This window comes from Undibacterium sp. TC9W, from assembly GCF_049339865.1.
Taxonomy (GTDB): Bacteria; Pseudomonadota; Gammaproteobacteria; order Burkholderiales; family Burkholderiaceae_D; genus Undibacterium.
In genome coordinates this window covers 160,741-173,127 of sequence record NZ_JBMPPJ010000002.1, presented here as the reverse complement: position 1 = coordinate 173,127, position 12,387 = coordinate 160,741, and the positions used below count along the sequence as shown (strand labels likewise).

10 protein-coding genes are annotated in these 12,387 nt (G+C 51.1%); 6 read left to right on the top strand and 4 right to left on the bottom strand.

What is annotated here, in order from left to right; genetic code table 11:
* Positions 1–31 precede the first annotated feature (31 nt).
* Both ACO0LN_RS03060 and ACO0LN_RS03055 read right to left on the bottom strand, forming a co-directional pair.
* Positions 32–1,174 carry an ABC transporter substrate-binding protein gene (locus ACO0LN_RS03060; protein ID WP_422970910.1) on the bottom strand — a complete coding sequence of 381 codons (1,143 nt, stop codon included), beginning with the start codon at positions 1,172–1,174 and terminating at the stop codon, positions 32–34.
* 166 nt (positions 1,175–1,340) lie between these two features.
* Positions 1,341–2,108 (bottom strand): helix-turn-helix domain-containing protein, encoded by a 768-nt coding sequence (locus tag ACO0LN_RS03055; protein WP_422970909.1) that lies wholly within the window; start codon positions 2,106–2,108, stop codon positions 1,341–1,343.
* A 334-nt stretch (positions 2,109–2,442) separates the two neighbouring features.
* Between ACO0LN_RS03055 and ACO0LN_RS03050 the strand changes: the two genes are divergently transcribed.
* Complete coding sequence (locus ACO0LN_RS03050) at positions 2,443–3,111, top strand: GntR family transcriptional regulator (RefSeq protein ID WP_162042205.1); 669 nt, start codon at positions 2,443–2,445, stop codon at positions 3,109–3,111.
* A 580-nt stretch (positions 3,112–3,691) separates the two neighbouring features.
* Entirely contained in the window at positions 3,692–4,123 is a 432-nt protein-coding gene (locus tag ACO0LN_RS03045) for a hypothetical protein (protein WP_422970908.1), read from the top strand.
* On the opposite strand, the gene ACO0LN_RS03040 is transcribed toward ACO0LN_RS03045, so the two are convergent.
* Positions 4,124–4,909, bottom strand: a complete 786-nt coding sequence (locus tag ACO0LN_RS03040; RefSeq protein WP_422970907.1) for an enoyl-CoA hydratase — start codon at positions 4,907–4,909, stop codon at positions 4,124–4,126. It lies immediately after the preceding gene.
* Complete coding sequence (ylqF, locus tag ACO0LN_RS03035; protein WP_162059699.1) at positions 4,906–5,838, bottom strand: ribosome biogenesis GTPase YlqF; 933 nt, start codon at positions 5,836–5,838, stop codon at positions 4,906–4,908. Before ylqF ends, ACO0LN_RS03040 begins: the two co-directional genes overlap by 4 nt.
* Before the next feature lie 442 nt (positions 5,839–6,280).
* Between ylqF and ACO0LN_RS03030 the strand changes: the two genes are divergently transcribed.
* Genes ACO0LN_RS03030 through ACO0LN_RS03015 form a run of 4 tightly spaced genes read left to right on the top strand, consistent with a single transcriptional unit; the run spans position 6,281 to position 12,362 of the window.
* Positions 6,281–7,291 carry a hypothetical protein gene (locus ACO0LN_RS03030; RefSeq protein ID WP_422970906.1) on the top strand — a complete coding sequence of 337 codons (1,011 nt, stop codon included), beginning with the start codon at positions 6,281–6,283 and terminating at the stop codon, positions 7,289–7,291.
* A 26-nt stretch (positions 7,292–7,317) separates the two neighbouring features.
* The gene (locus ACO0LN_RS03025) at positions 7,318–8,511 is read left to right on the top strand and encodes a hypothetical protein (RefSeq protein ID WP_422970905.1); all 1,194 of its coding nucleotides are present in this window, start codon (positions 7,318–7,320) and stop codon (positions 8,509–8,511) included.
* An 18-nt stretch (positions 8,512–8,529) separates the two neighbouring features.
* On the top strand, positions 8,530–9,051 hold the full coding sequence (locus ACO0LN_RS03020) for a hypothetical protein (RefSeq protein WP_422970904.1): 522 nt from the start codon (positions 8,530–8,532) through the stop codon (positions 9,049–9,051).
* A 41-nt stretch (positions 9,052–9,092) separates the two neighbouring features.
* A complete protein-coding gene (locus tag ACO0LN_RS03015) occupies positions 9,093–12,362 on the top strand; it encodes a DUF6603 domain-containing protein (RefSeq protein WP_422970903.1) in 3,270 nt (1,089 codons plus the stop codon).
* Positions 12,363–12,387 lie beyond the last annotated feature (25 nt).

Here is a 12,387-nt window from a genome sequence, read left to right as displayed (position 1 = left end):
ATCAGTTTGCGATATCATTCAGCGCAAAGTATTAACGCAAAAACCGTCCATCTTTGGACACTACAGTCAGCTCTGCATAATCAGAACCTTGGTGGTTATTTTTGCCAAAGTTGACGATAAAACCATCAAAATCAGTGCGTCCCATACCCTCTAATGCCGTGATCAGGCGCTCGCTGTTGACATCCTTGCCTGCGCGCTTGATGGCTTCGACAAACACCTTGGCATCCAGAAAACCTTCTATACCCAGATAAGAATATTCCTTGACGTTCATCTTGCCCATGACCTTTTGGTATTCGCGTACCAGAGCTGTCGTGGCAGAGTAAGGGAAAGGCAAGACCTGGGAAATAATCACGCCCACGCCATCCTTGCCCAGTGCTGTAATACCAGCCTGTGATGCCAGTACCGATAGCGCAAAATACTGCATGCCCTTAACCTTCTTATTGAAGGCCTGGATAAAATCACTGGATGGCTTGCCTGCGGTGATCAGGATGATGGTCTGTACATCGGCCGCTTCCATGGCACTGACAGCCTTGTCGAGGTCAGAAGAATCGCTGTTGATACTGACTGTTGCCGTCAACTTCAACTGATGTTTGGCGATAGCCTGTTCTATGCCAGCCAGGCCTTCCTTGCCAAAGGCATTATTCTGTACCACCACACCTATCTTCTTGATGCCGCGTACGTTCAGGTGGTCAATGATCTTTTCTGTCTCTGTCGTGTAACCCGCGCGGATATTGAAGATGCGGCGGTTAAATGGCTTGCGCACCACATCAGCACCGGTGACCGGGGCAAAGCTCAGGATATTGGCTTCTTCCAGCACTGGCAGCAAGGCGGTATTGGCCGGTGTGCCCAGCATGCCGAACAGGGCTACGGCTTTTTCTTTTTCTATAAGCTGTTTTGCGTTGGCAAGAGACTTTTTGGCGTCATATGCATCATCCAGGGTGATCAGGCGTATCTTGCGGCCATTCACGCCACCCTGTGAATTCACATAATCAAAATAGGCTTTGGCGCCGGTGGAGTGCGCAACTCCCAGTTCAGCCAGGATGCCGGTCAATGCAGTTGATTGACCGATGACGATGTCATTCCCATCTGCATGGGCACTCACACTACAGCACAACATCAAATTGACGAGCAAAAGCCTTACCATCGCTTTGCAGCGATTTAATTTTACGAACATATTGTCTCCAGTGTTTTCTTTCCCTTTGTGCTGGATGCCAAAGGGTGTTTTGGTTTGTGCTCAACAAAATTTCCGAAAAGCATTGCCCAAAGAATAAAACACATCTTTGTTAAAGATTGTCATTTGGATGACTATTCAATTACTCAAAGGAAACATTTGTCAGTTTTTAGCTACGCACTACAACATCGCGGTATTCACTCGGCGTCATACCTACTGTTGCCTTAAAGATACGCGAAAACGCGCTGTGGTCCTGGTAACCGCAGGCAACAGCAATATCGGTAATGCTCAATTGTGATTCGGCCAGCAAGGATGAGGCGGCGTCGAGGCGTATCTTGACCATCATCTGCCGCGGGGTAAGGGAAAATATCTTGTGGAAATTGCGCTCCAGTTGCGCCACCGACAGACCAGTCAGCTTGACCAGGTCTGCCATGGCAATGGTTTGGGTATAGTTTTGATGCAAGTGTTTTACCGCAGCAGCAATTTTGGCATACACGGGATGACGCTGGTCAGGCATGGCCAGGTCGCGTGAGATGCCTGTCATGCCTATGATGTTGTGGCGGGCATCGCGCAAGGGAATTTTTTGTGTCAGGCACCAGCCCGGCGAGCGGTTCGGGTACAGGTGCAGCTCCAGCTGGTCATGAATTTCTTTTTTGCCACTCAGCACCAGCGCGTCCTGTGTGGCATAGCTGGTTGCCAGTGAAGATGGGAACACTTCCTCTGCCTTCTTGCCTATCAACGCATCCTTGTCCCGGACACCACATCGCCTGACCAGGGTGTGATTGACCACCAGATAACGCCCCTCATCGTCCTTCACAAAAAACACGATGTCAGGCATGGCATCGAACAGGCTTTCAGCAAAAAACACATTCGCCATCTGGCTGGCCATTTGCTGACGTTTTTGCTGTGCTGGAAAAGGGGATGCTGGCAGCGTCAATTAATCAACTCCATCAATGAAGAGATAAAAAATAACAAGAAAGAATATTGCGTTGTAATTAACTTAATTTATAAATATATTTAAATTATATTTGAAATGTGGAGCTTAGACCATAATTCCGTCTAGAATCTATTCCTGTGCCGATTTCTGCGTAAATCACCAGCAAATAAGGATAGTCCATGGCAAAATTGAAGGCAGGAATATATTGCCATATGTCAAAAAAGTGCAAAAGTTTTATAAAAACGCGCAGAATTTGATAATACTGGTTTTTTACAAGGTAAAATTCGTACTCGAATAGGTAAAATCCATACAAAATACAGAACATGGATATCTGATGCTTGCTACTCCTGAAAAAACACCCGCTTTCGCTCCTAAATTACGCGCAGCCGACGTTGCGTATGATGCGATAGAAAGCATGATTGTCACGCTGCAGTTAAAACCTGGCTCACCCGTAGTCGAGTCTGAACTGGTAGAAAGAACTGGCCTGGGCCGCACGCCGCTGCGCGAAGCTCTGATGCGCATGTCATCAAATGGCCTGATACAGCAAATGCCCAGGCGCGGCCTGATCATCAGCGACATCGAAGCTGCCGAGCACATGACGCTGATAGAAACCCGCCGCGTCATCGAACGCCTGATCGGCGCCAGTGCCGCCCGCCGTGCCACGCCGCAGCACCGCAAAGACATCATAGAATGCGCTGACAAAATGCTGGTCGCCGCGAAGCGTAATGACCTCAACGACTACATGGCAGCAGACCAGGCCCTAGACCACGTCGTCCACGAAGCGTGCCGCAACCCTTCAGCCGTCGCTGCAGTGATCCCGCTGATCATCAAATGCCGCCGCTTCTGGTACGCCTTCCAGCACGAAGGCGACATAGAAGAAGGCGCCCGTTGCCACATGCTGGTTGCCAAGGCGATTGCCAAAGGTAATGAAGAGCAGGCAGCCAAGGCGGCGGATGGTTTGATGGATTATCTGGAGTCGTTTGCGCGTAAGGTGATTGGGTAGGTGAAGTGTTTGAGGGCTTAGAAAGCCTCATTGACTACAAGCCCAAGAATACTCCCCAAGATCGTAGTGACGTCGCAGTTGGGGTTGGTTTTGACTTTCCGCAGTTCCCATGTGTCGACGCCGTTTGTGCAGTACAGAAAATGGAAAAAGAAGGGCCGCTTGTTTGAGCCGCAGGCGAGTTTCGGACCTTCCCATTTTTTGTACTGCACAAACGGGAACCCCCTTTAGGGGGCGGCGATGCCTGGGTCGCCTTCTTTTGCTTCCTTTTCTTGGCGAAGCAAGAAAAGGGAGTAGCTGCCGGTCTACCACCGGCCTGCGATCCCAAAATACGTGTGCAAGTATTCAATTAAACAGACGCATAAAACACAATGAGTCTGAAACTAATAACGCATTACTTTGCCACGACCGTCGCTGGAGCGCCAGCCCGGTGGATTCCAGCTAAAAACACGCTGGAATGACGTTACCAAGATTGCCGACCATATTGCAGCTCACCAGTCGCAAACGATACCCTTAAAGAATGGCACAAAACACGCTCAATTGCGCCCAATTCTTCAGCAGCTAAGAGTATAATCTTGCCCCTATGGCATTCCACCCTTTTATTTCCAAACCCAACACCCAGGCGATCGCTGTCTCGACTGTTGTGTATGGTCTGCTGTATTTCATATTTATTGCATTGCTGAAGGCTTCGATGGCACCACCAACACTGGTGAATACGGATGCTGGCTTATGGGGAAATCAGCTGTTCATGGCGATCTTTGGCTTTGCACAGTATGTAGTGCCAGGCTTGCTGGTGGGGTATCTGGCTGAAAAATCGCCTATGATGCATGGCTATCTGTTGGGTATTGCCACCACGGCGCTAGTCTATACCTATGCCAGTTTTACCTATAGCGACAATCCTGCCCAGCTCCCCACCTCCTATGCAGTCTTATATACCTGCTTTGTAGCCGGAGTCTGGTGTTCTCTTGGTGCGGTGATCGCTGACCATCTCAGGTCCAAAGAACCAGAACAATAATCAAGTCCATTCAGGTCTGCGTTTTTCCAGGAAAGCCTGTACCCCTTCTTGCGCCGTCCCATCCAGCATATTGCAAGCCATGGTTTGTCCAGCCAGCTGATAGGCGGCCTCCACTCCCATTTCCAGCTGTTTATAGAATAATTGCTTGCCCATGCTGATGGCCAGTGCGGGTTTGGCAATGATGCTGGCTGTGAGCTCTGCCACACAGGTATCGAGTTCATCAGTACTGACAACACGATTGATGAGGCCGCGCTGCAAGGCAGTCTGAGCATCGATAAAATCACCGGTCAGCAGCATTTCCATCGCCTGCTTGCGTGAGACATTGCGTGACAAGGCGACTGCGGGTGTAGAACAGAACAGGCCGACATTCACGCCAGATACGGCAAAGCTGGCATTGTCACTGGCAACAGCCAGATCACACATGCCCACCAGTTGGCAGCCGGCTGCTGTCGCCAAGCCCTGCACACGGGCGATGACGGGTTGGGGCAATTTCTGAATTGCCAGCATGAGCTTGCTGCATTGCTGGAACAGGCTCTTGTAATAATCTTCAGATGGATGGGCCTGCATTTGCTTCAGGTCATGGCCAGCACAAAATGCCTTGCCAGCAGCAGCCAGCACTACTACCCGCACATTTTCATCCACTGCGATGGCCTTGAACTCAGACTGCAAGGCAGCCAGCATTTCTTCAGACAGGGGGTTAAAGCGCTCGCCACGATTCAATGTCAGGGTGCTGACGCCCGCGACATCCTTACGCAATACAAAAGGCGCTTCTACCGAGGTACTCATTCAGCATCTTCCTGTTCTGGCTCCATACCAGTCTGCACGCTCTTGCCCTGCCCGAGCAAGACTGGCGGCACATAGGTCGCCAGCAAATGTTCGCGGCTGGCCGGAGTTTCCAGGCTCACGCGACCCAGGGCTCCACTGCGGTAATCAAGCAACAGGGTGTGGGAAGCTTTTTCATAATCCCAGTCGCCACCTTTGAGCTTGTAGCCACGTTTCTTGGCCACGCCCTCAATGACAGAGACTGCATCTATGCCTTCGACCGGAAAGCCATAACGCGCAGTGATAAATTTTGGGTAATGAATCAGCAATTGCTCTGCCAGAAATGTCGCGATTTCTTCTTCTATCAGCGCATTCACGCCCACCGCATGGCTGGCTGCCAGCATCAGACCATCCGTAGGATGTTCAATCTTGGGCCACAGCATGCCGGGGGTGTCGGTCAAAATCATGTTCTTGCCCAGGTACAAACGCTGCTGGGTCTTGGTCACGGCGGGCTCGTCACCGACATTGGCAACACGTTTCTTGAGCAAGGCATTCATCAAGGTCGATTTACCGACATTGGGTATGCCCATGATCATCATGCGCAGCGGCTTAGTCGGCACGCCGCGGTGCGGTGCCAGCTTCAAAGCCAGGCCAGGCACTTTGGCGACATCAGATGGCTTTTTGCAACTCAGGGCGACAGCGAACACGCCTTTTTGTGCATTGTAGAAATCCAGCCAGGCCTTGGTGGCATTTGGGTCAGCCAGGTCAGCCTTGTTCAAAATCTTCAGACAAGGACGCTGGCGAAAGGTACGCAACGACTCCACCATGGGATTGCACGAGGCTTGTGGAATGCGGGCATCCTGCACTTCTATCACCAGGTCGGTGTTTTCCATGGTTTCCGCCGCCTTCTTGCGGGCGGCGTTCATGTGGCCGGGGAACCATTGTATGGACATGCTTATTCTTCTTTTTGGCAAAAACAAAGCGACATTGTACGGAAGTCTGCCCTGCTTGCGCCGGATTTTCCTTGCGACACCAGTAAAGCCAGCTATTTATCTGGTCACGATGAAATTCATGAGTATATAAAAAGACAATAATATTTAATAAAATGACCAGAATTGTAAATTTTGTTGATTATTTTATACTTGAATGCTATTTTTTCAATCTGTCATTTATTGTGTTTTTATTATTGCAAAAATATTTCTGCCGAGCCAACTTCCAGTATGTTTTTGTCGAGAAATTAGTTATTTCCTTATATCAAGACAAGCTCGTGGAATCAAATCAATGAGTGACGATTCAAGTAACAAAACAAAGTGCAGAACAGGCTTCGATACGGGAATACAGCAGCAGTAGGAATTTTATTGTTTCATAGGTGTCATAACCATAGGTAGATGAGCGATGAAGGTAATTTCCTGGAATCTCAGAAATGTCAGTCTCAACAAATTAACCAAAGGCAATACCTTCCAGCCTTTGTTTCAAACCTATGGCATGGGTAACACCGTTCTTGATTTCGTTACCAATGTCGTCATGGGGGCCGAACAATGGGAAGGCGTAGTATCCTCCGCACCGGTTGACCTGTTTGTTGTCATTGAGCTCAAAACCGGAGGCAGCAGAAAGGGCGGGCCAGTGTCCGGCAATTGCCTGCCCACCCTGGTCGCCTTGCGCGATGCCATGAATCTTGCAGTCCCTGCGATGAACCATAATCCCCAAGAATATACCTACGATTATCTGGTACCCGTTGTCACCGGGCGACATGAGACGGTAGGCTTCATCTATAACACCAGGGAATTGACCCCGGCGGCTGTAAATGCGATTGCCATAGAACGCGATACCATCACCAATGCCTATCTGCCAGGCAGAACACCTCTGGTTGCTACCTTCAACCTGGTATCGCGACCAGCTACTTCGATACGTTTTTCCGGCATTCATGACCCGCCACCGCGTGGTGGAGCAGCGGTGAGAATGCGCCCTCCCATTGATTTTTGCAGGCAACTTGTGAACACGCCATCGGCGGCAGTGCAGAATACCTTTTTCCTGGGGGATTTCAATTGCCAGCCAAGCGACAGCTATGTGAACGGGAATGGCGTTACCGTCAGGCCATTTAGTAATCTGCCCAATTTTGGTACCGACCTGCCCAACAATTCACTCTCCAGCGTCAGGCGGCGCCTTGATACAACGCAGGCGGGGCAAGCCGCCTATCTGAATGCGGCTTACGACAACAATATTTTCTGGGCGATACCTCAGCTTGTTGTAGGCGATGAGGAAGTCGCCGACCTGATAGGTGAAGCCAAGGACAATACCTTTGACCCGCCGAATGACTTGTATCCGGCTAGAGGGCGGGCAGTGTTGAATGCATTTAACGCGGTATCGGATCACCTGCCAGTCATCATCGAATTCAACGTCATATAAATTAAATATTAGCAGGGGCATACCTCATGGCTTACTGGAAATTTACCGATGTCTATGGCAGCACTTATCCGGCACTGAGTAATTCCATACTCAGTGTGCTGGTATTTGACGTACCGTCAGGCTCACCGATCAGCGGAACGAATTTCAGTGCCAACCTGGATTTGCAGGCGACTGGCAAGGCCATGACTGTGCTGTCAAAAATGCTTGGCATGACGACGGTGCCGATGACGGGCACAGTCACGACCACCAACAATGTGCTCAGTATTGAGCTGACGTCGAGCAATAATGCAGCGATACTGAGCGCACTGGCAACCTGCATTCCCGTCATCGGTGGCCAGCTCATGCAGGCGGCCAGCCTGACCATCAAGAACACTACACCACAATCCGCCACCGTCGATGATGACCCGACCACGGACCAGTTCAATCTGAATACCACCGTCAAGATAGGCAGTGGCAGCGGGAATGTGACCACACAGATACCGATGAGCAATGGCCTGTTCACCATGAGTGCCACGTTCGACAACTTTGGCATCGGTTTGAGCGACCTGAATTTCCTGGTGCCGGGTGCACAGTTTTCCAGCATGTTCCCAACCACGCTACCAACGAATTACTATAACCCGGCCAGCACGACCTTAAATCTCTTGTCGCTGGAATTGTCGCTGTATGTGAAGACTACCCCTTCGCTGAGTATCAGCGTCAATAATGTCTCGACCTCGATAGGCATAGTCAATATACCGCTATATCCAAACGCGCTCTTCCTGAACCCGCTGGCGATCTGGATCAGTGTCAGCGATCCACTCAGCCGGCCGACACCGACCTGGGGACTCAATGGCACGATCGCGCTCTACCCTTACGACAAACAAACCAGCCCGCCCAGTGTGCCGCCGGATTTTAGCTATGATCTGGCGATGCAGATGCCGACCAGATCCGACCCCACTTTTTCTGTAACTGGCACTCTTGACAATCCGCAAAACCTGCCCGTGTCGCAAATCCTCTGTGACCTCATGAGTGACGGCAGCTTCAACACTGGCATATCGAAACAACTGACACTGGAAACATTTGATTTTGCCACCGTGGCCGACACCTCGACAGGCACGATCAGCGAATTTTCTGTCGAGATAGCAATGAATGCCACTGCTAATGGTGGCTCTTACCTCGGCTTGTTCAGCGACAGTTTTGGCGTCAAGGATTTCAGTATCGCGGTTGCTTACGTCAAGTAAGTGGCAAATAAGTGGCAAATGAATATAGAACCATCCTCTATTGAAAACGAAGGTGCGCGGACCATGGGTACAACGATCAATTTTAAAACCACGCTGGTCATAGGTGAACAGGATGTACCGCTGGCTTCAGAAATTGTACTGGGCCAGAGCGATTCGCAGGAAGGTGCCAGCAATGGCTTTTTATTCAAGCTGGACCGTGAACCCTTTGATCCGCCTGTCACGATTTATCTTGGTGATGTCATCAACTTCATCAATACCAAACTCGGTGGTGGTGATGTTTCCAGCAACTCTGGCATGGCATTGATCAGCCAGGCTTTTCCCAATATGAATCCGGCCAATTTCAATGCCAGTAACCAGACGCTGGTCAATATTTATGAATTCAGCCTCAACTCGACGACCAAAGAATTTCTGTTTTCTTTCAATCTTGATGTAGAAGGTTCCAATCCTGACGTCGGCCTGATTGCTTTGCCGCCTGTCTTGTCGAACTGGCTCAAGATAGAGAGTCTGGCGATTTCGTTTTCTGCCAGCAGTCAATCCTGATCACCTTGATCAACCCTGAATAATCCAGACTCCGCGCCGCCATGCCCACCACATCCAATACTGCCATAGACCTTACCCTCGGCCTGAACCTGCAAATCGGGTCTGTTCCTGTTTCCCTGAGCGCGGAAGTGGAAAGCAAATCGAGCGGATCTGTTTACACCTTCAGTGGCTCTGTGCAGGATGCCACCATCGATATAGGCAAGTTCATGAGCTATATCGGTCAGCAATTTGGCGTCGATGTACAATTCCCGCCTGAACTTAATCTCGAAGCCATCATCGACTATGTCGCCGGGCAAATTACCTATACCAAGCCTGTCACTGGCGCAACGACGACAGAAATGGGCATGGCAGCCAAGTTTGAACTGGTCTATCAGAATGGCAGCAGCACCGAGACATTTGGTTTCAGTTTTTATGCCGACACTATCCTGACCAGTGGCTCTGCTACCAGCAACTACGTGGTCGGTGCCTCGATAGACACCAACCTGGCATTCAAGGATTTACCCCTGGTTGGCAGCATACCTGTATTCAATGAATTCATACTCCAGCATCTGGGCTTCAGCTATACCAATGCTGACCCCGCACAGAATAATGGCAAGCCTGTCAGCTTCAATATCCCCCAAGTGTCGCAGAGCAGTAATCCATTAAAGCCAGCAGGTTCACCGCCCTCGCGTGAAAGCAATACCTATGCGATAGATACGAAAGGTGACCAGACTACATTCAGTCTGAATAAAAAAGGCTTTGCATTCACTGCAGGTCTTTTGCGGGAGGGCAGCAATACTGCTGTCAGCAATTTCTCCTTGCCCATGGCCTTGCCTGCTGCCCCGGTTTCTACTGCACCAGCCACTTATTACCAGGGTAGTGGTAGCGGCAGCGTCAAAGCCAGCCCGCCAGCCAGTCCCATCAACTGGATCAATATCAACAAGACTTTTGGCCCGGTTGACCTGCAAAAAATCGGTCTGAATTATAAAAGCGGTGAAGCGACGTTTGGTCTGTCTGCCGGTTTTTCCATGGGTGGTTTTTCGCTGGACTTGCAAGGTCTGTCAATCACCTTCCCACTGCCCTTGCCTGGCATGCCAGCAGGTAACACGGTCAGTTTTGACCTGGATGGCCTCGCGATGGATTTCCAACGCGGCAATCTGCGTCTGGGTGGTGCTTTCCTGAAAGTCAAACAGAACGACATCACAAATTATTTTGGTGAAGTCGTCGTGCAGGTTGCCAGCTATGGCTTCAAGGCCATAGGCGGCTATGCTCCGGCGCAGAATAATAATCCGGCCTCCTTCTTTATTTATGCGAACCTGCAAGTGCCTTTGGGTGGCCCGCCTTTCCTGTATGTATCCGGCCTGGCCTTTGGTTTTGGTGTCAACTATGCGTTGAACCTGCCAACCATTGCAACGCTGCCGGGTTACCTGCTACTGCCAGGCAAGGCGCCAGCACAACCATCGAATGCGGGTGCGGCCTTCAGTAGCGTGCTGACACAACTGGCTGGCGGCACCAACCCTGTTGTAACCAACCAGCCTGGCCAATACTGGGTGGCAGCTGGCATACAGTTCACGTCTTTCAATATGGTGTCGGCCTTTGCCCTGGTCACGGTGTCGTTTGGCGTCAGCACCCAGATAGGTTTGCTGGGTTCATGCTCCGTCACTTTGCCCAAGGGAGCCAGCAGCCCACTCGCGTATATAGAAATCGATATCGTCGCCTCGTTCACACCAGACAGTGGTGCACTGTCCGTGGCTGGCGTGGTCACGCCTGCGTCTTACCTCTATGGCGACTTCGTCAAGATCAGTGGTGGCTTTGCCTTCAATATCTGGTTCAGCGGTGCGCACAAGGGTGACTTTGTTGTGACACTGGGCGGCTATAACAGCGCCTACAGTAAACCAGCCTGGTACCCAGCCGTACCCCGTATGCAAATGGGTTTTGCACTCGGGCCTTTCCAGGCATCGGGCTCGTCTTACCTGGCGCTGACACCGGCGATGTTCATGGCGGGCATGCAGTTTTCTGCCAGCTTTTCGCTCGGCTCCATCAAGGCCTGGTTCAATTGCGGCATGGACTTTTTGATAGCCTGGGCACCCTTTGTCTATCGTGCAGATGCCTATGTCAATGTCGGTTGCTCGGTTGATCTTGGCCTGTTCACGATACGTGTCAGTGTGGGCGCGAATCTGCAGGTATGGGGCCCGTCATTTGGTGGCCGTGCAGAAGTTGATCTCGAGATCGTCAGCTTCACCATCAGCTTCGGTTCCTCTGCACCCAACCCTGCTCCTGTCAGCTGGCAAAATGTGGCAGACAACTTCTTGCCTGGCAGCGGCACAACCTCGTCAAACTCCGTCAAGTCTGTCTCTGCACGCAGCATGGGCATGCTGAACATGCAAAAGTCTGCCAGTATGGCAAAGACTGCAAAACTTAGCGCGGCAAATGTCAATGCCAACGCCAGCACCGACACCAATGCATCGGCATCAGTCGCCGTAGGCTTGCTGCAACAGGACATCGTTGACGCACAAGGCCGCACCTGGGACTGGATCGTCGATCCTAATCAGTTCCAGTTGATGACTGCATCAACCATACCGTCGAACGTAGCACGCTGGAGCACCGGCAGCAGTACGACAACGACGATACCAAATGTCTTGCCTATTGCCGGCACCACAGCGCTGCCGCACCTGGTGGCGGCCAGCGAGTCTTACTCCAGTACACAGATATGGAACACGACGATCAGCGTCAAACCCATGAAGCTGTCGGATGTGCAGACCATACATACCATCACGCTGACCAAGGCAGACAATAACGGTAACTTCACTGACTATATCAATGAAGTGCAAATCCAGCCTGTGCTGGGTAATTCGAACACTGCCCTGTGGGGTGACCCAAATGTCAGCAAGGATGCCAATGCTGCAGCCCTGCTGCCACATACGTTGATGGGTTTCAATATCACGGCCCTGCCGCGCAATCCATTGACGGTCAACAATGTGCCATTGATACAGCTGATTTTTACGGCAGGTAACCAGACTACCTTCAGCTATACATCGCAACAATCCAACCAGAATTACACGGTGACCTCGACCATCACCAGCCCGGCGGAGGAATTGCAGATCAATATCACAGGCGCCAGCACGCAAACGCTGAGCAACCAGAATTATGTACTCAGCTCGCTGACGAATAGCTGGGTCAGCAGCCAGCGCAATACCTTGCTGGATGATCTGACGGCCAATGGCTTTGGCACCTACACGCCCGCGCAACTGAACCTGACAGCCATGGCCACGACAGAAGCCCTGACAGACTGGCCGTTGGTGGGTGTACTGGGGGAAGCAATAGCGGCCTAGCAATCGCGGCCTGGCAATTGCAGCT

Coding starts and splice junctions, on each gene's coding strand:
- ACO0LN_RS03060 (WP_422970910.1), bottom strand. CDS start 1,174: ATGTTCGTAAAATTAAATCGCTGCAAAGCGATGGTAAGGCTTTTGCTC.
- ACO0LN_RS03050 (WP_162042205.1), top strand. CDS start 2,443: ATGCTTGCTACTCCTGAAAAAACACCCGCTTTCGCTCCTAAATTACGC.
- ACO0LN_RS03045 (WP_422970908.1), top strand. CDS start 3,692: ATGGCATTCCACCCTTTTATTTCCAAACCCAACACCCAGGCGATCGCT.
- ACO0LN_RS03040 (WP_422970907.1), bottom strand. CDS start 4,909: ATGAGTACCTCGGTAGAAGCGCCTTTTGTATTGCGTAAGGATGTCGCG.
- ylqF (WP_162059699.1), bottom strand. CDS start 5,838: ATGTCCATACAATGGTTCCCCGGCCACATGAACGCCGCCCGCAAGAAG.
- ACO0LN_RS03030 (WP_422970906.1), top strand. CDS start 6,281: ATGAAGGTAATTTCCTGGAATCTCAGAAATGTCAGTCTCAACAAATTA.
- ACO0LN_RS03025 (WP_422970905.1), top strand. CDS start 7,318: ATGGCTTACTGGAAATTTACCGATGTCTATGGCAGCACTTATCCGGCA.
- ACO0LN_RS03020 (WP_422970904.1), top strand. CDS start 8,530: ATGAATATAGAACCATCCTCTATTGAAAACGAAGGTGCGCGGACCATG.
- ACO0LN_RS03015 (WP_422970903.1), top strand. CDS start 9,093: ATGCCCACCACATCCAATACTGCCATAGACCTTACCCTCGGCCTGAAC.